Annotated in this window: 24 protein-coding genes; 22 read left to right on the forward strand and 2 right to left on the reverse strand. The window is 39.8% G+C overall.

What is annotated here, in order from left to right:
* Nucleotides 1-569 (reverse strand): CBS domain-containing protein (locus NWE95_07025; GenBank protein ID MCW4003646.1); only part of this gene is annotated, 569 nt, incomplete at its 3' end.
* Between the two features lie 303 nt (nt 570-872).
* Between NWE95_07025 and NWE95_07030 the strand changes: the two genes are divergently transcribed.
* From NWE95_07030 to NWE95_07125, 20 genes are all read left to right on the forward strand, one after another.
* Entirely contained in the window at nt 873-1,265 is a 393-nt protein-coding gene (locus tag NWE95_07030) for a hypothetical protein (GenBank protein ID MCW4003647.1), read from the forward strand.
* A 60-nt stretch (nt 1,266-1,325) separates the two neighbouring features.
* Nucleotides 1,326-1,619 (forward strand): winged helix-turn-helix domain-containing protein, encoded by a 294-nt coding sequence (locus NWE95_07035; GenBank protein ID MCW4003648.1) that lies wholly within the window; start codon nt 1,326-1,328, stop codon nt 1,617-1,619.
* Between the two features lie 141 nt (nt 1,620-1,760).
* Nucleotides 1,761-2,168 carry a hypothetical protein gene (locus tag NWE95_07040; protein ID MCW4003649.1) on the forward strand — a complete coding sequence of 136 codons (408 nt, stop codon included), beginning with the start codon at nt 1,761-1,763 and terminating at the stop codon, nt 2,166-2,168.
* Nucleotides 2,165-2,770 (forward strand): DUF1616 domain-containing protein, encoded by a 606-nt coding sequence (locus tag NWE95_07045; GenBank protein MCW4003650.1) that lies wholly within the window; start codon nt 2,165-2,167, stop codon nt 2,768-2,770. Before NWE95_07040 ends, NWE95_07045 begins: the two co-directional genes overlap by 4 nt.
* 90 nt (nt 2,771-2,860) lie before the next feature.
* Nucleotides 2,861-3,550: a glycosyltransferase family 2 protein gene (locus NWE95_07050; protein ID MCW4003651.1), complete on the forward strand. Its 690-nt coding sequence runs from the start codon at nt 2,861-2,863 to the stop codon at nt 3,548-3,550.
* A gap of 60 nt (nt 3,551-3,610) precedes the next feature.
* Nucleotides 3,611-4,231 (forward strand): PIG-L family deacetylase, encoded by a 621-nt coding sequence (locus NWE95_07055; protein MCW4003652.1) that lies wholly within the window; start codon nt 3,611-3,613, stop codon nt 4,229-4,231.
* A gap of 11 nt (nt 4,232-4,242) precedes the next feature.
* Nucleotides 4,243-5,958, forward strand: coding sequence for a hypothetical protein (locus tag NWE95_07060; protein ID MCW4003653.1), 1,716 nt, complete (start codon nt 4,243-4,245; stop codon nt 5,956-5,958).
* Between the two features lie 20 nt (nt 5,959-5,978).
* The gene (locus tag NWE95_07065) at nt 5,979-6,914 is read left to right on the forward strand and encodes a glycosyltransferase (protein MCW4003654.1); all 936 of its coding nucleotides are present in this window, start codon (nt 5,979-5,981) and stop codon (nt 6,912-6,914) included.
* A gap of 85 nt (nt 6,915-6,999) precedes the next feature.
* Nucleotides 7,000-8,067: a glycosyltransferase family 4 protein gene (locus tag NWE95_07070; GenBank protein MCW4003655.1), complete on the forward strand. Its 1,068-nt coding sequence runs from the start codon at nt 7,000-7,002 to the stop codon at nt 8,065-8,067.
* Between the two features lie 93 nt (nt 8,068-8,160).
* Nucleotides 8,161-9,390, forward strand: a complete 1,230-nt coding sequence (locus NWE95_07075; GenBank protein MCW4003656.1) for a glycosyltransferase family 4 protein — start codon at nt 8,161-8,163, stop codon at nt 9,388-9,390.
* Between the two features lie 104 nt (nt 9,391-9,494).
* A complete protein-coding gene (locus tag NWE95_07080; GenBank protein ID MCW4003657.1) occupies nt 9,495-10,352 on the forward strand; it encodes a hypothetical protein in 858 nt (285 codons plus the stop codon).
* Nucleotides 10,353-10,475: 123 nt separating this feature from the next.
* The gene (locus NWE95_07085) at nt 10,476-11,201 is read left to right on the forward strand and encodes a class I SAM-dependent methyltransferase (GenBank protein MCW4003658.1); all 726 of its coding nucleotides are present in this window, start codon (nt 10,476-10,478) and stop codon (nt 11,199-11,201) included.
* A gap of 135 nt (nt 11,202-11,336) precedes the next feature.
* Complete coding sequence (locus tag NWE95_07090) at nt 11,337-12,422, forward strand: nucleotidyltransferase family protein (protein MCW4003659.1); 1,086 nt, start codon at nt 11,337-11,339, stop codon at nt 12,420-12,422.
* A 10-nt stretch (nt 12,423-12,432) separates the two neighbouring features.
* Nucleotides 12,433-13,386: a hypothetical protein gene (locus NWE95_07095; protein ID MCW4003660.1), complete on the forward strand. Its 954-nt coding sequence runs from the start codon at nt 12,433-12,435 to the stop codon at nt 13,384-13,386.
* 195 nt (nt 13,387-13,581) lie between these two features.
* Nucleotides 13,582-15,174 (forward strand): hypothetical protein, encoded by a 1,593-nt coding sequence (locus NWE95_07100; protein ID MCW4003661.1) that lies wholly within the window; start codon nt 13,582-13,584, stop codon nt 15,172-15,174.
* 85 nt (nt 15,175-15,259) lie between these two features.
* On the forward strand, nt 15,260-16,474 hold the full coding sequence (locus NWE95_07105; GenBank protein MCW4003662.1) for a glycosyltransferase family 4 protein: 1,215 nt from the start codon (nt 15,260-15,262) through the stop codon (nt 16,472-16,474).
* A gap of 140 nt (nt 16,475-16,614) precedes the next feature.
* Nucleotides 16,615-17,058, forward strand: coding sequence for an NUDIX hydrolase (locus NWE95_07110; protein MCW4003663.1), 444 nt, complete (start codon nt 16,615-16,617; stop codon nt 17,056-17,058).
* A 254-nt stretch (nt 17,059-17,312) separates the two neighbouring features.
* Entirely contained in the window at nt 17,313-18,278 is a 966-nt protein-coding gene (locus tag NWE95_07115) for a homoserine O-succinyltransferase (protein MCW4003664.1), read from the forward strand.
* Entirely contained in the window at nt 18,250-18,612 is a 363-nt protein-coding gene (locus NWE95_07120; GenBank protein MCW4003665.1) for a cupin domain-containing protein, read from the forward strand. Before NWE95_07115 ends, NWE95_07120 begins: the two co-directional genes overlap by 29 nt.
* A gap of 102 nt (nt 18,613-18,714) precedes the next feature.
* A complete protein-coding gene (locus NWE95_07125) occupies nt 18,715-19,824 on the forward strand; it encodes a DegT/DnrJ/EryC1/StrS family aminotransferase (GenBank protein ID MCW4003666.1) in 1,110 nt (369 codons plus the stop codon).
* Between the two features lie 203 nt (nt 19,825-20,027).
* On the opposite strand, the gene NWE95_07130 is transcribed toward NWE95_07125, so the two are convergent.
* On the reverse strand, nt 20,028-21,092 hold the full coding sequence (locus NWE95_07130; GenBank protein MCW4003667.1) for a hypothetical protein: 1,065 nt from the start codon (nt 21,090-21,092) through the stop codon (nt 20,028-20,030).
* A 222-nt stretch (nt 21,093-21,314) separates the two neighbouring features.
* Here NWE95_07130 and NWE95_07135 point away from each other — a divergent pair, with 222 nt between their 5' ends.
* Nucleotides 21,315-22,052: a polysaccharide deacetylase family protein gene (locus NWE95_07135; GenBank protein ID MCW4003668.1), complete on the forward strand. Its 738-nt coding sequence runs from the start codon at nt 21,315-21,317 to the stop codon at nt 22,050-22,052.
* A 59-nt stretch (nt 22,053-22,111) separates the two neighbouring features.
* Complete coding sequence (locus tag NWE95_07140; GenBank protein ID MCW4003669.1) at nt 22,112-23,152, forward strand: GNAT family N-acetyltransferase; 1,041 nt, start codon at nt 22,112-22,114, stop codon at nt 23,150-23,152.
* The last annotated feature ends 255 nt before the right edge of the window (nt 23,153-23,407 follow it).

The raw sequence follows: 23,407 nt of genomic DNA on the forward strand, positions 1-23,407 counted from the left end.
CGGTGCTGCGGCTGGAAAATGTGCGTGATTATGTCTTGTATGCTTATCATGCCTACAAGTTTTCCATCATCTATCACCGGCACGTGCGAGATGCCTTGCTCCCTGAATAAGCTCAGCGCGGCGCCCACGGTGCGGTTTGCTTCAATGGTATACGGCGCCTTAGTCATTATTTCTTTTATTTTCGTGTTGCCCAATCCGTGGGTTACGGCTCCGTGAATAATGTCTTCATCCGTGATGAATCCTGCGAGTTTGTTTTTTTGAAAAACTGGAAGTTGCCTGACGCCGCTTTGAATCATCAATCTAGCTGCCTTGCTCAGCGACGTAGCAGGGTCAACCTTGGGCGCAGGGCGCATCAGAGATTTTACTTTTACCGCTGCGGGGTCAAGTCCCGACCTTACTATAGACCTTCTCGCGATGACGCCTACGTATTTGCCTTTGTCGCTGACCACCGCCAACACGGGCGGCATCTCCTTCTTGAACAGCTCTAAACACTTGGATAGTGCATCATTCTCGTAGACGGTGGAAAATTTTTTCGAAAATACATCTCCAACGGAAACCGAATTCGCCATAATCAATCCTCTAACTGGTTATGCGCTAAGTAGAATTTAAACATTGCAAAAGTGCGCTTGCAAGCTGCTGACGTGAAAACACGAGGAAGAACTTCCTTGTTATCTATTGGAATCTTCTGGATTTCTAGACGACTCACATGGGTGATATGGAAAAATATATCTATCTTCTAGATAAATAATACAGATGTTTCATACTGTGCGGTTTAAATAGCGCGTTTCGTAGAGCTTTAGGGAGAGTGGAGGGCAGAATCAAAATTACTACTGGAAAGCTACTGTTCTCTTCCGCTCCTGTTAGGGAGGGATTTGTTAACGTCAAGTCTATCTGGAAAAGAGCTGGTTGAGGAATTAAAGTTCTACTGGAAGAGGTTGTGGCAAGAGCGCGTTGACGACAAGGTGCGAGCTGAAGGCATAGCCGCCGCAGAATACGAAAAGCTCTTTGTTGAACAAGGCACAATAATCCATGCAACTCGCGACTATAAGGCGCTCAGCTTTAGAGAAATTCTGGAGCAGCATCAAGTAGCTAACGCCGACAGGTTCATTCCTCCGCCACCTCAAGTAGGCGGCTGGAACAAATTCGTCAAAACACACATCACCAACCAGCGCCCAAGAAAGAGCGTGCGCGTTTTGCTCTATTGCGAGGAGAAGAGGGAGAAGCAGCAGCCTAAGAAAGGCGGCAGAGGTTGGCTCCACAAATAGATAGCGTTTTTTTCTTTTTTGTGTTTTTTGGGGTTCGAGTTGGGAAATTATCGGCGTAGGTTGGATATTATTGCTGACATTTTGGTTGTTGTTAGCGCAAGCGCTAAGAAGACTCAGATTATGTATAAGGCTAATTTGAGTTACGCTGTTTTGCAGAAGTATCTCGTTGAGATGAGGGGGGCGTCATTAATTGATTTTGAATGTGCTCGAGGATGTTTTATTCTTACTGAGAAGGGGCATGCGTTTTTGGATGCGTATCGAGAGTATTCTAGAAGGACTAGGAATTTGGAGAAAAGATTGAGCATGGTACAGTCAAAGAAGAGTATGTTGGAGAAGCTATCTTCAACTAGTTGATTTTGGGTAATTTATGTTGTTGTAGGGAATTGCATGACAGGAAAGACTTGTAGTTTCACGAGTGTTGGTGTTTGGTTGTCTTCGTTTATGTTGCTCAGTTTCTTGTTTGTGCATTGTTGTCTTGCCGTTGGTGGTGCCGAAGTGGGAGTTGCCATTGAGCAGGCTGGGCGTGATTTGGGTTCTGCGTTTGCTGCGGTGACTGAGGCAGAGGCGGCAGGGGCGGATGTCGCTGGTTTGATGGTTAAGCTTGGTGGAGCGGGTGATTTTCTTTCGAAGGCTTATGTCGCTTTAAGGATGGGTGATTATGAGAATGCAAATGTTTTGGTTATCAAGTGTAGTCGTGCATTAGACGGGGTAGTTGGAGAAGCTGCGCGTTTAAAGGTTGATGCGGAAGCTTCTCGTGGCAGTAGTTTGTTTTTTGCTGTGTGTGTATCGTGTGCTGGTTTGGTTTTGCTTTTTGTTTTTGGGTTGTTGGGTTGGCGTTTTCTGGTTAAGCGTTACGTTGGGGCTGTTTTGGGGTTGAAGCCTATGTTGGAGGGTGCTGAGTGAATTTTGGTGATGTGAAGCTGGTTTATGTGGCTTCATGTTTTGTTTTAGGTTTACTTATTTTGTCGCCTGCGTTGGTTGAGATTGTTTCTTTTCCTGTTGGGGAACGGTTTTCAGAGTTGTGGCTTTTGGGGCGCGGTGGTTTGGCTGAGGATTATCCGTTTGTTGTTTCAGAGGGTGTTGCTTATAAGATTTTTTTGGGGGTTAGCAATCATTTGGGTGGGTCAAGTTATTATAGGGTTCTAGTGAAGTTTCGGAGTGAGTTTGAGCCTTTGCCGAATAGCACTGTTGGGTCGCCGAGTCCTTTGGAACCTGTTTTTCAGTATGACTTGTTTTTGGGGGACAACGAGACTTGGGAAAGGGAGTTGAATTTTTCGTTTAGTGATGTTTTGTTTGATGGATTTACTTGTCGCGTTTCTGACATTTTGATTGAAAACTACGCGGTGGGTGTGGATAAAGTTGTTGTGTGGAATGAGACTGGCAAGGGCTTTTATTATCAGTTGTTTTTTGAGCTTTGGGTTTACAATTCGACGTTTTCTGGTTTTCAGTTTCATAATCGATGGGTTGGTCTCTGGCTTAATATGAGTAAGCCCTTGCAGGGGTAATTGGATATAGAATTATATTCTATCATGACTTAAATATTCAGTTTGCACAGGAATTATTGAAAGTTGACTGGGGTTATTGGTGGGGCGAAGGTGTTGTACTCGTTTCCTTCGACTTTAGTGTTGATGGCTGCACTCAACGAGGAAGAGGGCATAGGTCCCACCATAGTGGAGCTTAAGCAGTTCTTAGGTGTGTGTCGTATTCTTGTTGTTGATGGTAATAGCCATGACAAGACCGTGCATGTTTCAAAGAGTCTAGGCGCTGACGTGATTCATCAGGTTGGTAGAGGTAAAGGCGACGCAATAAGCCAAGCGATTAGACACATTAACGAGGATGTTAAATACATTGTACTAATCGATGCTGATTTTACATATCCAGCTGTGTTCATCCCCTCTATGATAAAAATATTGGAGGAAAATCCAGAGGTTGGCATGGTTTGTGGCAACCGGTTTAATTCGCGTTTTCATTTGGAGACTATGGCTGACAGTTTTTATTTTGGCAATAGGGCGATAGCTTTCATACATAATTTGCTGAATGGGTTAGAGTTGCAGGATCCATTGACCGGCTTGAGAGTTGTGCGTTGGGAAATCTTAAAGAAGTGGAACCCAAAATCTACTGGGTTCGACATAGAAGTTGAGTTGAACCATTATGTTGAGAGACAAGGCTTCATGATAGTTGAAATACCGATTTCTTATAGGTTAAGAGTGGGCGAGAAGAAGCTGAAACTTAGGCATGGTTTTTCGATTTTTTGGAGAATTTTTCTGGAAGGCATTTCCAGTTAAAGTTATCAATAGATATCGTTTCAATATTGTTTGCGAATAAAATGAGGAGGGAAAACGGGTTTGCGAGTAGTTTTAGCCGTTGGTGCGCATCCTGACGATATTGAGCTGGGCTGTTCTGGAACGCTTGCACGGCACAAAACGAAAGGAGACAAAGTGTATCTTCTTGTTTTAACTAAAGGTGAAGCTTCTGGAAACATCAAACTTAGAGAGGCTGAATGCTGCAAGTCAGCAAAAATGTTGAATGCAGATAAGCTATTCTTTGGCAAACTAGAAGATACCAAAGTGCACGATGGAAGAGAAACGATAGATGTAATTGAAAAAGTTATACATAAAACCAAGCCTGACATTATATATGCGCCCTCTTGCAAGGACACACATCAGGACCATAGAAACGCCGGGCACGCGACTTTATCTGCTGGAAGAAGGTGTAAACTGGTTCTGCAGTATGAAGGGGCAAGCACTCAAAGAGATTTTATCCCGCAAGTATTCGTGGATATAAGGAGCACTTTTGACTTGAAGAAAAAAATACTTCGTGTTTTTGGTTCTCAACTGAATGGTAAACGCGGAGGTTACGCATTAGCTGCAAAAGCTATTGAAGGGCTAGCTCAATTTCGAGGTTATCAAGCTGGATTGGGAGTCGCAGAAGCTTTCGAAGTTGGCAAGTTCCTTTTCGAAGTTTGAGAAGAAGCAGTATGACAAATTCACCTATTATTACTGATACTTTCAGCAACCTCATGAGTTCTTGCATTTCCTTTTATGAAAAAAACAAAACAGAAGCCAACATTGAGCGCATCCGCGAAAAACGCGCCAAACTCTCTGTCTTTGCTGAAGCCTTTCACAAAGACGCTGGAACATTAACAGCTTCAGTTCAAAAAAAACTAGCAGACCTTAAAAATGGTAATTCTATAGTTTTGATGACAGCACATCAACCAAACTTTTTTGCTTACAGTGGTGTCCTTCGAAAGGCAACATTAAATTTTGTTTTGGCAAAAAAACTGGAAGAGCTTCTAGAAATTCCAGTTGTTAATTTTTTTGGAATTGCTGATCAAGATTTTACAGATGATCGCTGGGTTAGGTCATGTCATCTTCCTGCAGTGCAGAGAAACATTGGTGTCTTGTCAATAGAGGTCAAGCTTCCTGAAAAGTTGTTGCTGAATAAAGTGGCTAAGCCTTCTCGTGATTTGCTAGAGAAGTGGCGAACTGCGGTTGAGGTGTGGCTTTATGAGACTGTTAGTTCTGTGCGTAGATTGTGTGTCAAAGAAGGATTTTCAACGTCATCCATCGTTACTTCTTTATCTGACTTACATAAAAACTTCAATTTCGTTTGGAACGTTGTAGAGGCCTGTCATGAGCGTTCGAATAGGTACTCTGATTTTAATGCGTTTCTGATGTCAAAGATTGTGAATGATGTGTGGGGATATGACACAGTTTTTTCCCGCTTTTCGGACTGCCAACAGATCTTCGCTGATGAGTTTAGTTTCTTGCTGTCTCGTTTCATGGATTATTCACGATTGCTGAATGAAGCACAGCAAATTCAGCAATGTGGAAGTGAGAGTAGTGGCATGTCGGATCAAGAGCCTTTGATGCTCCCTTTCTGGTATCACTGTGATTGTGGAAGTAAGGCTAAACTTTTTTATAGAGAAAAAAACGGTTCTTTGTTTGGAGAGGGAAACTGTGTCGGTTGTGGAAAATACTATGAGTTGACGCTTGGAGCTGAAAGCGATCTAAATGCTTCTGGCGTTGCCTCGCGGATATCGGCACGAGCTATTCCAATGCTTTTGGTCTTTTTTAATGGCTTGATGCCATCCTGCTATGTTGGAGGAGTTGGAGGCATCAGATATCTGATTAAAGCTAGGCATGTGTCAGGAGGATTAGAGATTCCTTTCCCGCCTGTTGCTGTTTGGCGACCTCGCGATAAATATCTGGGGGTTGGACAGTTGGAGGCCAAATTGGAGTTGATGCGTATCTGCAAGTCTTTGGGTGCTCAAAATCTCTCTGAAGCCAAGAAAATACTGGGGCTGCGCATAACAGCAATACGTAAACGTATTAGGAAGTTCGGGAGAGTAAAGGAGAAATTAGCAGAAGAGTTGAGGGAAAACCCGCATAATGAAGAATTGAAAGAGAGGCTAAAGGAAGCTTTAATGAATCAAACTAATTTTTTGAGAAATTCAAAGCTTTCGGTTTTTAGCCGTGAACTGAAACTTCTTGAAAATGTTTCAACTATTCTGGATTTGATACCGAGCATATTGGATTATTCTGTTAACATAGGATTAAAGGAGACTAGTGATTATTGGATATGGCATTTGGATAAACATGGAAGCTTGTCTACTGATGTTTATCTTGATTCAGTTTTGAGTCAGCATATGAAGTTGGACAAAACTTTGCCAAGAGGAGTGCTCTCTGAATAGGGGCTAAGAGTGATCATTTGGTGCAGAATACGAAGGGCGCCACCGTAATCATTTCGACATATAGTATCGAAAGATTCCAACATGTTACAGATTGCATCAAATCTTTGAAGAGGCAGAGCTTACCCCCAAAGGAAATTTTTTTGGTTTTGGATCCCGATGAAGCATTATTAGATTTTTACAAGTCTCGTATTGATAGTGATGTAAGAATTATCGTCAGCGGAGAGCGTGGTCTTTCTAACGCCCGCAATACGGGTATCAAGAGTGCTGGGCAAGATATTGTTGCATTCATCGATGATGATGCAATTGCTGGGCATTGCTGGTTGGAAAATCTCGTCAAAAATTATACTGCCTCGACCGTTATGGGTGTAGGAGGATTAATAAGGCCCATTTGGGAGGGCAACACTCCTGTCTGGTTTCCTGAAGAACTCTTGTGGATAGTGGGTTGCTCTTATAAGGGGTTGCCCAACAGTAAAGAATATGTTAGAAACCCAATTGGCTGTAATATGTCTTTTCGAAGAGATATTGTGAGAAGAGTTGGGTATTTCGATGTTGCTGTCGGTAGGTTCGGTAAACAACTTTTGGGAAGCGAAGAAACAGAGTTTTCAGTTAGAATCTTAGAGATTATACTTGGCTCAAAAATCTTATTTGATCCATCAGCTGTTGTATACCATAGAGTTCCGAAAGTGAGGCGCAAGTTTTCATATATACTAAAAAGATCATTTTATGAAGGGTTGTCAAAGGCTATTATTGCTGAACATAATCTTGGTTCTTCTGGAGTCTTGTCCACGGAGCGCCATTATTTAGACTACTTGTTTAAAGTGTCTATTCCATCTAGGCTGAATCGAATTTATAAATTGAGAAACGCCTGTCACTTGATGCTATTATTTGTGTCAGTATGCATGGTAATAATCGGTTTTTCTTTAGGCATATTGATGAAGCTATGTCGAAAAGCATGAGGCAAAGACTGCCTGTAAAATGTGTTAGAAGTTGTTAGATTATTTTGTTCATTTCTTATATTAAAAAGGAAGTGATAAAACGAGAATTCTTCACGTGTGCCCCCGATACTATCCTAATATAGGGGGGGTTGAAGATCATGTCAAAAATATTGCTGAACGATTAGCTGAGAAGCATGATGTTTCGGTTTTTACAACGGCATCCGAAATCTTGCCTCGCGAAGAAATCATTAATGGTGTTCAGGTTAGGCGATTTAAAGCTTGGTCACCGAATGACGCATATTATTTCTCCCGGGAGCTAAAACGAAGCTTACTGGCTAATTCGCAATACTATGATATCATACATGCTCACAATTATCATGCTTTCCCTGCGCTTTATGCGGCGCAAGCCAAAAAGAATGGGAACAAGCTTGCTTTTACTCCACACTATCACGGAGAAGGGCATACTCGCTTTAGGGATGTGCTTCATGTATTTTACAAATTATGTGGAAGGGCGATTTTTAGAAAATCAGACAAGATAGTTTGTGTCTCAGACTATGAGAAGCGCTTGGTGATGAAAAATTTCAGAATTCACGATACCAACATTAGTGTTATCCCGAACGGCATCAATTTCAAAGAATTCGAAAAGTTCGAGCAGAGAAAAGAAGGGCATTCCAAAATTATCTTGTATGTTGGTAGGCTGGAGAAATATAAGGGAGTGCATTACTTAATCAAAGTTTTGAAGATGCTAAGCAATGATTACATTTTAGAGATTGTTGGGCAAGGTTCTTATGAAAAGAGCTTGGTTAATTTGGCAAAAGACACAGGCGTGGAAAATAGGGTAAAGTTCTATAAGGCTTTGTCGCGAAAGCAGCTTCTACAAAAGTATGCTGGCGCAAACGTTTTTGCCTTGTTATCAAAGCATGAAGCCTTCGGGATTAGTGTAGCAGAAGCCTTAGCCTCAAAATGTCCATGCGTTGTTGCTAACATATCGGCGCTGAAGGAATGGATTGATTATGAAAACTGTTTTGGAGTGGAATACCCAATAAAGATTGACAAACTAGCGAAGTTAATAGCCGAGACCATTTTTAGGAGGGTCACTCATGTTCGACTGTGGGATTGGACGGAAGTTACTAATAAATTGATCGAACTGTACACAGATCTTATTTACAAATAAGTCGCATCGTGACACTGAGTTTATCCAGACTGTTAATGTTTCATCGAATTGCATCAACATTTTCATCTATCAAAATATTGTGAGTAATAATCATTGAAAATCTTAATGTTATCCGACTTCTACCATCCAATAATCGGCGGGCTAGAGAGGCACGTAAAAGCACTAGCCGAAGAATTAATCATTGCGGGTTATTCGGTAACAGTGTGCACAATAAAGACTAAATGGCTCCCTACTTTTGAAGAACAGAATGGAGTAAAAATAATTAGAATTGATGGTTTTTTTCAAAGTCTACCTTTTCTGTTTGCTGACCGCTCAAAGCGATATCATCCGCCAATTCAAGATTGGTTGATTACACGAAAATTGAAAAGACTGATTGAAGAGATAAAGCCTGACATCATTCATGCACATGGTTGGATTTTGCATTCGGTATTACCCTTAAAGAAAAGATACAAAATCCCGTTAATTGTTACTTTGCACGATTATGGCTTGATATGCCCTAAAAAAATCATAACCAGAGTCAATAGTGAAATATGTAGTACGCCTCTTTCAAATTATTGTATAACTTGCGGACGAGAATCCTACGGTTTAGTCAAGTCTCTTCTAGGATATTTAGGCGTTCAATTGAATCGACGCATTTTAAAGCATGTTGACAAGTTTATAGCTGTAAGTCAATATGTAAGAGACGTTCACCTGATTAACTTGGGATTAAACGAGGACAAAATAACGGTAATTCCAAATTTCTATAAGGAAGAAAAAATTGATTCAAGTAAAAGAAGAATGTTGCCTGACGAATTCATGCTTTTTGTCGGGTCTCTGAGACCTGACAGAGGGCTAAAAATTTTGATAGATGCGTATAAAGCCTTAAAAACGAAAACGAAATTGGTTATTATTGGAACAGAACATCCAAAATACTCTTACACGAGCACAGACGATGTGACCATAATTGCCAATGCCACACACGAATTAGTAATGACCGCATGTAACAACTGCAATTTCTTGATCATTCCAAGCATAATTCCTTCCGCCTGTCCAACTGTGGCGTTTGAAGCAATGAGCTGCAAGAAAGCTATTATCGGTTCGGATATAGGCGGACTAAGATATATCATAATTAATGGTGTGACTGGGTTCTTAATCCCTCCACTGAATACTAAAGCATTGGCAGAGGCTATGTCTTTTCTTATTGAGAATCCTCAAATAAGCATGGCAATGGGCAAAAAAGGGTGGGAACTGTTCCAAAAACAATTTTCTCTAAACTCTATTTTACCGAGGTTGGAGCAATTGTACGAAGAGCTACACGCTAAAAACGAGGAGACAACTCGATAATGAAAGTCTATTTACAGATTTTCCGGTCTTAAACATAAAATGTAAAGGGTGTTCTCATGTATACCACTAGCGCGTCGCATAAATACCTAGGATTAGCTGACTGGATGAACGATTTAAAACATAGTAAAATTCTCTTTTTATCTTATAAGGACATAACTATCGAGCCACACCTTCATGGCGAAGACCGCTACCTCTTCAAATTATTTGCGCAGCTTAGGGCAAACGAAATTAATGCGGATATTTGCTGTCTACCGGAAAATACAATTCAAGTTAGCCCGCAAGGAAAAATGAGTAGTCTGAAGAGTTACGAAGAAATTGTAGCAGACTATGATGTAGTGCTGCTGCATTGCGTTAGCCCGAAAATGCTGCTCAGGGCGAAATTTAAGTCTGACTTCAAACTGGTGATGCCTGTATACTTTCTTTGGAACAAAGCATCTTCTCTAACTTTTAATTTAAAAGGATTAATGGGAAACCTAATTTGGCAACCGCTTATTAGCAATTACATCGTAACATCCACTAGAATACTTGATGGTCTTAAGAAACGAGGATTATTTCGAAAAATATACCTAATTCCGCCGACTTACGAATGCAAATATTGCAATAAAATTGAAAACGCTAATAAATTAAAAAAGCTGAAAAAGAGCCTACCTCAGAAAATCCGAGCAGTATACATAGGATCACTTAATGAAAAACGTTTTTCAATAAATGATGCTGTACTGAAGCTCCGAGAATTTGGCATAAAAGACTGCGCCCTTGATGTGTACACGAACTCTTCAATCAAGCAAGGAACGTATAACTTTGGTAACATAATCTTTAATGTAAGAAAAAAGTTATTGTTGGATAACGAGAAATGCAAGGTGTTGAGTGAAGCTCACCTTTTTATAGCTCCTAAACCCGAAACCACTATGGATCCATCATTATCTGTTATGGAAGCGGAGTATCATGGAAACATTATTATATAATCCTCATTCATCTCAAAATGCTCAACAATTTACAGCAGTTATATTGATTGCACACACGCATTAAATTGAATGCTTTACAAAGCATTTAATCAGGTACCGCTCTATGGTGAAAAGTGACAAAAAATGACTAAAATGGAAAAGCTAGAAAAAAACTGGGATGAATTAGGTAAGATTGATCCTCTTTGGGCGATAAGTAATAGCCCAGAAAAGAAGGGAGGGAAATGGTCAGTAAACGAGTTTTTCGAGACGGGTATAGAAGAAATTGGCGCCATTATAAAATATATCAAATCTCTCGGGGTTAACACTTCACATAGCCGAGCCCTTGATTTTGGTTGCGGTGTTGGAAGGATAAGTCAAGCACTTGCGAACCACTTCGATATGGTCTGCGGAGTCGATATCGCTCCATCCATGATTGATTTGGCCAAAAAATACAACCGCTACGGCGAAAAATGTCACTACTATTTGAATGAGGCAGATAACCTTAAGCTATTTAACGATGATTATTTCGATTTCATATATTCCATCATCACTCTTCAGCATATACCACCCGAGTACTCTTGGAAATACCTAAAGGAGTTTCTGAGAATACTTGCCCCGCAGGGTCTGCTTATATTTCAAGTCCCAGATGAGCCTTCTCTTAGCTCGTCTGTAAGACAGATACTCGGTAGACTGAAGGCGAAATTTTCCGGGCATCCCATCATAGAAATGTACGAAATGAAACGAGACGAAGTCATAAAATTTGTTGTAAAAAACGGGGGTCGGATAGTTGATATCGTTAGAGACACAGCAACGGGTCCAGACTGGCGAAGCTTGCGATATTGCGTTACCAAGAGGTACACCCTGAGATAGGTGAGTTTCTTTCGGGGAAAAATGGGGTATCGCTTTTGGCTTTCGTTTCGGGTTTTATTAGTGCTGGAATTTTCCAAATTGTAAAGGGTATGACGTCATTTTCGCCAACAACCAAGCAACAACGTGGGAGTTAGATTGCCTGAATCTATGAATGATACTCAATACTTCAAGATGCCCGAGAGTGATCGAATACTTGCCAGTTGCTCCGATGAACTGTGCAAAGTCAAAAGTGCAATGTCCACTCCCAATCAAGTGCCTCTAGAGCTGCTATTCAGAAAATTTAGAGAGAGTAGAATTTCGCTTGAAAAATTATTGCCCTTACTCAATATTTTTAACGAAAGCGACAAAAATAACCTTGCCATAGAAGCACATAGAGATAGGCTATACCGAGAAAAATGGTTCCAAAAGCTAACTTTTGTATGCAACCTACTTAACAACAGCGGTATTCAGTATATATTCATAAAAATTCTCGATTATCCATATGCGCAAATGTCTGACCTAGATATTCTGATATTAAACCCCGAAGAAGAGTTAAAGGCATTAGGGCAACTGGTCGATCAGGGTTTCAAAATTTTCGGATTCAGGCTGCTTGCGCATCCATTAAAGCTAATGGCGCTAAGGATGGATGATATTGACCCAAAAATTGCTGTGGACTTTTATCCTTCGCCCGCTTGGATTCGGAAAAAAATAGGTGATAACGAGGTCATTTTTTCCAGGGCACAAATTACCTATATTGGCGGCAGAGAAGCAAAAATTCCATCCCCCGAGGATTCTTTATATTTGATCGGCACGCATTCGTACAATCATCTTAGGTTTACATTTGCAGAAATTTTGCATGGTCTCAATACAATAAATGGTAATTTTGATTGGCAATATCTGTTTAATTTAACTAGAGTCTACGGCACGGCTGATTCGATTTATCTTTACCTCCGATTGATAGATATCTATTCCAGAGAATTTCGTCACTGTTCCTCAGTTCCAGAACATATATTCAAGCCCTACCAAAAATCCAGAATTTGCAGAAAAATAGATTCATGGTTAGAGACATCACGCGGTATCCTAGAATTTCCAGTGTACGTTCCCACGAAAATTGGTTGCGTTTACTCATCCCTATACCACTGTAAAACAATAGGTCAACACATACCGATTTCCGATTTATTATGTGATTTCACATCTCATTATCTTTCCTTATTCTCAAAGCTAACATTGGGTAAGACATAGGTTGTATTTTATGAAACTCGACAAAGGAAAATTATTGGGATTAGCTTTTTTTGTTGTTTCTATTGCCGTTCTGGCTATTTGTATCTACCACATCATGAGCATTTTTTGGCTCTCCTCCATCAATATTCCAATTATTTTAGTTCTAATCATTGTAGTCGTTCCTTGTTCGCTTGGGTTGCTAATCATTGCATGCAAACTCTTATTATACAACAGCGAACGTATAGTCACGTTAGATGAAGTAAGGAAAAGAACAACCAAATCATCGAAAAAGGCAAAATTTTCCTCTTTTCCTTTAGTAATTTATTTTTGCGGTATAGATGGCTCCGGAAAAACAACACAAATAAACCTTATCGCAGAAAATCTGAAACGCGAAAGGATAAAGTTCAAGTATGTTTGGTTACGATGGGCAGCTTTCTTGAGTTATCCGTTTTTAGCCTTTTGTCGGTTAATGGGCTTTACTAAATGGAAGACTGTGCCAAAAAGCAATAGAAAATTTCCAGAGCATCAGCTCTACAGAAATAAAGCCATTGCTAAAATCTGGTCAGCACTTATCACTTTGGACATGTTCGTATATTCGTTTCTAAAGATCACAATCCCGCTCAAATTAGGTTACATAGTTCTATGTGACAGGTTTGCGTTGGATGGGCTTGTGGATTTGATGTATGAAACCAAAAATCATGAAATACTTACCAGTTTTCCTGGTAGAGCCCTTTTGTCGTTAATCTCTCGGCAATCAATAATGATCCTACTTGACATCAGCGCAGAAGAAGCTTGGAACAGAAAATGTGATATTCCTAGCATTGGTTATTTGAGACAGCGCAGGAATCTCTACCTTCGTTTATCATGCTATTTGGGGATACCTGTTCTGGATTCTATTAAATCACAGGCTGAATTACATCAAGAAATCGTAAAGAGGTTCTTAGAACATTATCCTTTCTGGTGGGCTAGAGCGCAGAAGCAATAATTTCTTCATGGTCAATCAGATGATTTGTTGGTTCAAAACCTCCCTGTGTGAGAGTATAATACAACATTCACGCCTTAGTAACGCGTCAACTTAAAGCGAAAACTGAGAAGGAACACTTTGAAGCTAAAATATAGTTTATTTTCTGTTGCACTTATTTCGGTAGCTATGATTTTGTTAGCCAATTGGCTGATAATCGTGGCGACAGTTTCGGTCAATGATTTAACCATTTCCGATAAGCTTGGGCTCCTGAGTGTTTTGCCCATACAGTTTACGGTGGCTATGATCATTGCTCCAATCTTAGCTCTCATATTCATCTATACTGGAAGATGTCGCTTTTCCATTCTACTGGTAGCGGTTTTCTTAATGTATGTGCGTCTGACACCGTACATGGTTGAGCCATTGAGGGGGATTGATCTATTTTCTCATTTTTCACGCGTAGTCGTAGTTAACAGCTTAGGAAATTTGCCTCCAACACAACGATTCTATTTTGACTTTCCCGGCTCCACAATTTTGGCTTCTTCATTGCTTCAAATCACAGGGCTCAGTGATATTTTTTTTCTTAAGTACCTTTTCCCTGTGCTAGCTATCTTTGTGCAATACTTCGGAATATTGGTACTTCTCAGAAAAACCTATAAAGACTCCAGGTATGTAGGCGCAGCTTTTCTTCTCTCTTCTTTTTTTCCTCCAACAGGACAGATGGATTTCTCGCCTGCTGCAACAGCACTGATTTATTTTTCTTTGATGCTGTATTTTTTCTTTTATTCTAATTCCCGTATACAATCTCTATGTTTTCTTATTCTAACATTTTCCATAACCATTTCCAATCCTACAGTAGCTCTATTTTCGCTATTAATCCTTGTAGCTTTTACACTTTTAATAAAGGGTCCATTTAGATTTTCATTACCAAAAAACAATTATGGTTTAAAAACAGTTGTTTTCGGAGTTGTTTTCTTTCTTTGGGTAATCTTTCGATCCCTCGACAACGTCGCTTTTCAAATCGTAGTAAATATTCGAGAATTCTTTACCACTATTTTCAGTGGCACATCAGAAATACCAGCCAAGTTCAGTCCACCCTTGGCTTATCTTTATGAAATATCACTCGCAAGAAGGCTTTATTATGGGATCGGTATATTCCTCTCAGCAATTATACTACTTGGAACTGCAATAATTCTGTTTAGAAATCGCGAGAAAATAAGGCAAAACCACCGAATTTTGTTCGGATCGGTTATTATATTCGTCTGCCTTACACTGGGCACAGCGCTTTTTGTTGCGATGTCTGGGCATCCATTTGGTGAGGTTGCCCTAAGGTACGCCTTTTTCGGAATACCTTTGGCCCTTGGTTTTCTAATGATTTTCAACTCCAAAAAACGATTTTTAATTTTTTGCCTACTTGTGATTTTATTAATAGTTCCGACGTTCCTCTCATTTTACGGACAGGAGCAATATTTCTTGATCAGAAAAACATCTTATAATGGTCTAAGATTTGCAGGCGGACACATAAACCATGCTGAGACTGGAATAGTCTGTGATTTCGGGGAACAACTATTCTCTTTCACAAATATGGCTCTTTGGGACAAGATATATTTTAACTATCCAACATCTTCCGTTTCTAGGCAGCCTCCACAAAATCCTAACTATTATATTTTTAGAATTGAAACATACTACTACGAGGAGTATAGCTTCGGAAATTCCTCATATTCTGAGAATTATAACGAATTTCTTAACTCAAATAGGTACAATAACATTTACTCTTCCGCGACTTTTGGAATTTGCAGTCTTATCGCCTAACAAATAATTTTTAAGATTTAAATTCAAGCATTATTCTTAAGAGCAGGATTATTTTTTGCCAAAGTCCTAAAGACATGAAGTGATCATGATGAAGAAGGTTTATTTTAAAACATTAGGGCTCATGCATTCAAGCTTTCTAGATTTAATCAATTATCCTCCTGAAGGATATCAATTCATTATGGACGAAAATCTCAAGAATGATGCATTAGCAAGAAAGAGCGAATTATCTAGATATCGTTGGTCTTTAGAAAGGCTCTTACCTGCTAACCTTACAAAAGCTTGGTTAGAAAGCAATTTGAGGAGGTTTCCTAAAGATGCGAATCTGATATACTCATACAACCATGTGATATTTAGAAGGAAACCATGGATAGTTCAAGCAGAATTCGCACATCCTCTAATAGGACGCGGTCTTAGGCATTTCGAGAGATTTAAAAAATTGGTGGAAAGAAACCTTGCCTCAAAATATTGTAAAAGGATACTCTTGCTAAGCGAGTTTGCCAAAAAATCTTTTGCGTTAAACTTTAATCTTGATGACTTTAAGAATAAAATGGAGATCGTTTTGCCATCAGTTCATAAAAAGAACTTCATCAAAACTTATGATAAAGACGATATAAACCTCCTTTTTCTTGGCTCCATCAACATACCTCATACTTTTGAGCATAAGGGCGGAAAGGAAGTCTTGGAGGCATTTTTCCGACTAAGCAAAGAGTACGATAATTTAAAGTTGACTATAAGAGCCAAGATTCCAGAGTACATAAAGACTAAATATAAAGTGGCAAAAAATCCCCGTATCAGATTAATTGAAGAGATGTTGCCAAGAAAGTTATTAGAACAAGAATTTGTCAATGCAGACATCTTCCTTTTTCCAACGCATGAGGCACATAACTTTGTAGTTTTAGACGCAATGAGCTACGGGTTGCCTGTGATAACCACAGAAATAGGAAGTACCGGAAGAGTAGACGATGGAGAAACTGGATTTGCCGTCTCTAAAATACCCCCCCTTTCCTGCGCTGTCGAGCTTATTCAGAGAGGATACGAAATTTACGGTTGTGTTCCGGTAAAAAGAATTCTTTCAACGGACACCATTCTCAATCGAAGTAAATGCGTCAGAACAATTCAAGTTTTTGAACGTGAAATAACACAGGAACTTATTGAAAAAGCAAGAATCTTGATAGAGAATCCTAAACTAAGGAAACAAATGGGAGAGAAGGCTAAATGGGAAATTGAACATGGCAAGTTTTCTATTAAGGCGAGGAATAGAAAACTTAAGGGTATATTCGATGAAGCGACAAAAGATTAAAGAAATATTATTACCTCAATGAATGGTTTCTATGTAAGAAGACGCCTTAACTTTTTGCTCGGGCAACCTAAAACGTTTTTGGCGTCTCGCCTGCTCATATTTAAACTTCAGTTTTAGATACAATACAGGTGAAAAGCTATATGAAAATGCTGAGCATAGGAATGATTCCCTCATCACTTTATGGCCAAATACTTAAGTATATGCCCATCCCGTCTGTAGAAGCCATGATAGTCATGAACAAGTCTCTATTGTTGCTAAGAAGGAAGAATAATCCAGCCATGGGGCAATGGTGGTTTGCAGGGGGCAGAATTAGAAAAGGCGAATCACTGGAAGAAGCGTTATTCCGTGAAGTCAAAGAAGAAACTGATCTTGATGTGAATACGTACAAATTCGTAGATGTATACTCACGGGTCTTTCCTGAGAGACATGATATAGCAATAGTCTATTTGTGCACGTGCAAAGATGGCAAAGTTGTACTTAATGACGAACATTCTGAATACAAATTCTTCAAAAATATGCCCGTAGGCATACACCCATACCTTCTTGAAACCATTCAAGACTCCGAATGGCGAAAATACTGCTAAAATAATTAGAACATCAATGGAGTTCTTAACGTGATGGCGCGAAATATTGGAAGAATTATTGAAGAAGATTATTCATTGTGGTATCGGCCTCAAACCCCAGATTTGTACTTGACCAATTTTCTAGCTAAGAAAGGACTAAGGGCCTATGTTTTCCTTCTCAACTTCCAAACATTTATATCGTGGTGGGTTTATGCAGTGTTGGGAATTTGAAACCTGATAGGGAACTCACACGTGCGTTAGGAAGGATTCAAGAAATGAAAAGAATATTACTAACAGGTTCAACTGGGTTCATAGGCAGTAATTTAAGACCTCTCCTACTAGAGAAAGGGTACGAGGTTTTTAACTTGGAAAGATTTGTGACAGGTAGAATAGGCAAAACGCTTCCATATGAAAAGTATACCTATTTTGCTGATTTGAATGACATTTATGCCTTGACAAAAGCCGTGACTGACGTCAACCCTCAGATAGTAATACATTTGGGTGCCATGACTGCTGTTGCATACTCTTATGCTCATCCCCAAGAAACCTTGGAAACCAACTTTCTGGGAACCGTTAATCTGGCAGAGGTTTGTACTAAACTTACTACTTTGGAGCAATTCATATACGCTTCTTCAGCCGAGGTTTATGGTGTTTCACAAACGGAAATCAAACGTGAAACTGACGGCGAATTAGTGTCAAATAGTCCTTATGCAGTTTCAAAACTTGCAGCTGAGAAATACCTAATTTACTTATACAAGGCCTTTGGCTTCCCTATAACGATCTTTCGTCCCTTTAATAGTTATGGAAGAAAAGAGGATACGTGGTTTGTAATTGAAAGAGCAATTACCCAAATGTTGACTAGTGACAAATGTTACCTTGGCGACCCTGAACCAGTTCGAGACTTCCTTTATGTTGATGACCAGATGAATGCCTACCTCTATGCTTTAGAAAACCCAAAAGCGATCGGTGAGACATTTAACATTTCCTCTGGTCGAGGGATATCAATTGGAGATCTAGCAAAGAAAATAAAGGAACTTACTGGATTCAAAGGCGAAATTATTTGGAGTGCTCTCCCGAAAAGAGCTCTAGATATCCCAATTTTAATTGGTTCAAACGAAAAGATTAAACGAGTTTTGGGCGTTCCTGAGCCAATTACTTTGGAAGAAGGGCTAAAACGTACGATAGCTTATTGGAAAAAGAGAGTGAAAGAAAATGAAACTCGAAAAAATTCATCAAGATGACCGCGGCGAGATTTGGGTTCTCATGATTGATGGAAGAGAACATACCTTCCTGAAATCAAACAAGAATTCTGCACGAGGAGGATGCATCCACAGGTTATCACAGGAGCATGCCGTTGTATTGGAAGGTGTCGTGGAATATCACATAAGAGGGAAAAAGAAAAGGATTTACAAAAAAGGAGAAAGCGTCTTGATAGAGCCGAACTGTCCCCATTATTTTGTCGCCCTCGAAGATTCTATTGTTATGGAGTGGGGACCAAGCCCGGATGAGAAAAAAGAAAAGCATCCACAATGGCGAAAAGTCGTCGACAAAATAAATGAAAAGTCCAGGTACTAACCACTGCAAGTAAAGAGAAACCGTAAACTGTGGTCTTAGGCAATGAGCAACAATAGAGTTTGCAACGTAACTGGCTTCGACCAACCCGTTGATAAAAGCAATATGCGCAAGATAAGTCAGATGGAACCTTGGTTCGCTGAAGAAGAGAAAACTGCTGTAATGCAATATCTGAATTCAGGCGGTTGGCTTACCGAGTTCAAGGAAACTCGAAATTTTGAAAAAATGGTGGCAGATTACGTCGGAAGCAAGTATGGTATAGCGGTAAACAATGGCACAATAAGCTTAACTGTCGCTGCTTTGGGTCTCGGGATAGGACGGGGCGACGAAGTTATCGTTCCAGACTTCACCATGATAGCGTCGGCAAACTCTCTTCTTCTAGCTGGAGCGAAGCCCATATTTGTTGACATATCGAGAGAAGACCTTTGCCTTGATTTAGACTTGGTGGAAGATGCCATTTCTTCCAGAACAAAGGCTATAATGTTTGTGAGCATGAACGGAAGATATACCGACATGACACGGCTAAAGTCAATAGCCGAAAATCACAACCTATTCTTAATTGAAGACGCTGCCCAATCATTAGGCTGCAAATGTGCTGGCAAGCATTTGGGCACCTTCGGGCAGGTTGGTTCTTTCTCATTTAGTACACCGAAAATAATCACGACTGGGCAGGGCGGCATGCTTGTTACTGACGACGAAAAATTGTATCGGCTCATGAGCATGATTAAGGATTTTGGGAGATCTGATATCGGCAACTTATCTAGGCAAGTGGACTTCCATGAAATCATCGGCTTTAACTTCAAATTCACCGACTTGCAAGCGGTTATCGGCATTGAGCAAATGAAGAAACTTAGCTGGAGAGTTGAGCGGAAAAAAGCGATCTTCAAGATCTATCATGATTTATTAGAAAGTATTCCGCAAATCGACTTTATTCCCACCAATCTAAAAGACACTTCGCCTTGGTTTATCGACATAATAGTTGAGAGGGGAAGAGATGAACTGGCTTCTTTTCTGAAAAACCAGGGAATCGGCACCAGATATTTCTATCCAGCAATTCATACGCAGCCTCCATATTCGTACGTGAAGAAAAACTTTCCAGTTTCAGATTGGGCTAGTCGCTCAGGATTATGGTTACCATCTTCTGCATTCTTAACTGATGATGATGTACATTACGTGTGTGATCATGTAAGGAAGTACTTCGCGCACAGTGGCTAATTCCATAAATTAATCTTGAAAATCTACAGGTCTTTTAAAATAGCTGTGTTTTCGCTTAAAGGGCTAAAATTCGGGTCGATTATGTAAAATGCCTTACATGAGTTTTCGTCTGCATTACATATAAGGACAAAAAATCAAATGAGATTGACGGAAAGCTTCGCGCGGTAGGCTTATAGAGGTAGAGAAAATCCTATATTGTTATACTATGAATTGTAGTAACTCTTTATTGCATTAAGCAGTGTAGTGGTTGCAGGATAAACAGGCGTCCCATTGGCGTATATGCCTGCCTCAAGTGGGTAAATGAAGGCTGCTGAACAACCTTTGTTGAGCATTGTTTGGATATACTCCCATGAACAAATCCCGCCGTTTGCTCTTATAGTATCCCATTCCCAGTTGCATTCGCCACTCCACCATACTCGGTGGCTTGGATTACTATAAGTAAGCCATCCATCTATTGTTTCAATCAGTTCGTCTATGGACGAACGGTAGCAGTGAAAGTCGGGTATGTCTGAAGCATCAACAAGAATTTTGCAGTTGTTTTCTCCTGAATGCGGATCAATCTGGTAGCCTGCTACCATTGGAAAGTTAACAGCTATTCCCCCTATCAATGAAGACGAAAGGAGATTACTCAACGCATCGTGAACCCATGTTACATGATTCCTCAGTTGAGCACTGGTCCAAATAAAGTTGTTAGAAGCCATCTTATCCTCAAGTTCGTTTTCGGGAGACCAAGCAACGACAATGTTTGCCCACTCTATTTTTTGGCAGACAAAACTTATGACCTCTGGGGTTTTATAGAGTGTTTGCTTATCAATTGCCCAGTCACTTCTAAGTTCGTTGTCCTGAACTATGTATACCCACATTTTGTTCGCATAGAGTATATCAAGAGCTTGTCCTATCATGTCGTAGTTTATTCCTGAACTGGGCAGATCATCGCCAGGAATGTAAAGTTTTACAACTCGGATGCCCACTGCACTCAGTTGAGGCAAAACGGTTTCCAATCCACTTATCGCATTGCCTTCCCAATCGTTGATTGGCAAAAAGTGAAAAGCCCAGCTAACAATGGGAGAAGAAAGTGAATCAAATGTTTCAGTCTGGCCGTCAGCCCAGGTGATTCTTTTTGTTCCAGATGATGTGTATTCAATTGTGCCGTACGACGTAATAATGTTTTGAGAAGCACCTATGGCCATAGCACTATTAATCATCAATACAATTAGACTTATGAGAACCGTGCAGGCGAAGAAAGGTTTTCTGTTGCGTATGAACATTTCCTAGCAACCTTAAATCGTATGTCTTACTATAGCGTAGAATGGCGCCCAAATATTTATCATTTGTGGATTTCGAAGGCACAATTATTAAATGGCAAGGAAAAGATAAATTGCATATGCGGCTATCCACCAAAAAAGATCGAGTTGGGCCTGTTATCTTCAATCGAAAGGATACTGCTGATTTAAGCAATCATAGAGCGATTACCTATCGTAGGTGTTCCTATGACTTACAAACGATTAGTTGTAACTACTAGTTGGGATGACACGCGGGCAGGTTGGAGGCTGTCAAACCTGCTGGAGAGCTACGGATTAAAAGCAACTTTTTATGTTGTCTCCAATTGGATCGGAAAAACGATATCAATAGACGAATTGCGTAGTATGTCTGAAGTTTTTGAATTAGGTGCTCATACTAAAAGTCATGTGATTCTTACGAAGGTTAGCAACGAAGTAGCGAAAAGGGAGATCTCTGGCTCTAAGATTGACTTGGAAAAGAAAATCACACATGTTACATCCTTTGCCTATCCCCATGGTCTCTATCGTAAAGAACATGTGGCAATGGTTAGAGAGGCTGGTTTTCTCTGCGCACGAACAACAAAACCTTTTTCAGTAGATGCATGTAATCCATTTGAAATAAACGTAACGCTGCAAGCAGCACCACATAGACTTATTGATGCTAAAGGTTTAGCTCGATGTTTTAGGATCACTCCGAAGATATTTCTCAGACTTGATTTGTTTAAAAAATGGGACCTTCTGGGTAAAATTTTGTTTGACTCACTTCTACGAACAGGCGGGGTTTTCCATTTGTGGGGTCACGAATGGGAAATAGAACAATATAAAAGTTGGTCCAGACTTGAGGATCTGCTGGCTCATATCGCTTTTCGGCGCAACGTCACTTATCTAACAGTGACCGATTGCGCAACAATGTTATGCAATAATAGGAAAAATGCTAAATTTTGTTAATTAACGCGTTAGAGTCAAGTCCATGAAACCTTGTTTTATCGAGATTACGAGGTAGCTACATGTCTGTTGAAGAATTGAGAAATAATAATGAATGGGACGAATTCCTGCGTGAATCTCTACAGGGAACCTTTTACCATAGTCTAAAATGGAAGGAGGTAATTGAAAAGTCTTTTTCGTATCGAGCACATTATCTTGTTGTTAAAAATGGAAATGGAAAAATTATCGGTATTTGCCCTGCTTTCATACGGAAATATGGCGGATTAAAGATATACACTTCAATGCCACACTCCGACTTTGGAGGACCAATAATAAAAGAAAGTTATGTTGAAAAATCTGCTTTCTTGTTGAAAAACTTCATTGAAGAGTTATGTTTTGAACAAGGAATATCGTGTGCAGAAATTTATTTCAGCGATGAGAAAGTGGCTCGATTTTTCAAATCATCGCCAGGATATGTCGATTCAAGTAGGGGCGTTATGTTTCTTGATCTCAAGGTTAGATCATCTGATATTATATGGAAGGAAATTTTTTCAGGAAAGCAGCGATATGAAATTAAACGCTTCGAACGAAATGGTTTCTGCATCAGAGAGGCGTCCACCAAATCCGATTTAAGAGAATTTTACCGCCTTTACCTTGACAATATGCGGCATTTAGACAGCTACGGAAATCCCTATAGTTTTTTTCGAAATATTTGGGATCTGCTTTTTCCTAAAAACTTCAATATGCTTCTGCTTGAAAAGGGAAAATGTTTAGGCGGTTTGGCCCAATTCAAATATGAAAAGGGAATCTATGGCGGCTATGTAGCGATAGATAGACAGTGGAATTGGGGAAGATACTCAATGATGCCCTATATGATTTGGAAACTAATAAGCTGGGCTGAAGAAAACGGTTTTAGGTATATTTCATTGGGCTCAACACCTTCTCAAAACGCAAACGCATACCACATCCAAAAAAGTAATTTTGGAGCTGCGTTTTTGCAGCAAGAGAAAGTTACCATTCCCTTTAGTTTTAATGCTAAAGTTTACATGTTAGCGAAGACAAAGGCTATTCCATCATGCAAGCAATCAGAAAAATTTTTCCCAATAAATTTCGAGCTTTCTTAAGAAAATTTATTCAATAAGTACCATTTTACTCCAAAAAGGATTTGCTCCATTGTCCTATTCGTAAAGCAACTTTAGTGGGTCCGACAAATAAAACTGCTTCTAATCCAAGACTATTTAGGAAGAAGTTTAAAACAACTTCGTTCTTTTTCATTATGGATAGCATATCTTTTGGATAATCTGCAGGATCACGAATGTACCGCTTTTGATCCGAACACTGCAGAACGCCCTGCAGTAGAAACAAAGAAGATCATAGAA

Source organism: Candidatus Bathyarchaeota archaeon, assembly GCA_026014725.1.
Taxonomy (GTDB): Archaea; Thermoproteota; Bathyarchaeia; order Bathyarchaeales; family Bathycorpusculaceae; genus Bathycorpusculum.

Coding starts and splice junctions, on each gene's coding strand:
- NWE95_07060 (MCW4003653.1), top strand. CDS start 4,243: ATGACAAATTCACCTATTATTACTGATACTTTCAGCAACCTCATGAGT.
- NWE95_07080 (MCW4003657.1), top strand. CDS start 9,495: ATGAACGATTTAAAACATAGTAAAATTCTCTTTTTATCTTATAAGGAC.
- NWE95_07085 (MCW4003658.1), top strand. CDS start 10,476: ATGACTAAAATGGAAAAGCTAGAAAAAAACTGGGATGAATTAGGTAAG.
- NWE95_07095 (MCW4003660.1), top strand. CDS start 12,433: ATGAAACTCGACAAAGGAAAATTATTGGGATTAGCTTTTTTTGTTGTT.
- NWE95_07105 (MCW4003662.1), top strand. CDS start 15,260: ATGATGAAGAAGGTTTATTTTAAAACATTAGGGCTCATGCATTCAAGC.
- NWE95_07110 (MCW4003663.1), top strand. CDS start 16,615: ATGAAAATGCTGAGCATAGGAATGATTCCCTCATCACTTTATGGCCAA.
- NWE95_07115 (MCW4003664.1), top strand. CDS start 17,313: ATGAAAAGAATATTACTAACAGGTTCAACTGGGTTCATAGGCAGTAAT.
- NWE95_07120 (MCW4003665.1), top strand. CDS start 18,250: ATGAAACTCGAAAAAATTCATCAAGATGACCGCGGCGAGATTTGGGTT.
- NWE95_07125 (MCW4003666.1), top strand. CDS start 18,715: ATGCGCAAGATAAGTCAGATGGAACCTTGGTTCGCTGAAGAAGAGAAA.
- NWE95_07130 (MCW4003667.1), bottom strand. CDS start 21,092: ATGTTCATACGCAACAGAAAACCTTTCTTCGCCTGCACGGTTCTCATA.
- NWE95_07135 (MCW4003668.1), top strand. CDS start 21,315: ATGACTTACAAACGATTAGTTGTAACTACTAGTTGGGATGACACGCGG.
- NWE95_07140 (MCW4003669.1), top strand. CDS start 22,112: ATGTCTGTTGAAGAATTGAGAAATAATAATGAATGGGACGAATTCCTG.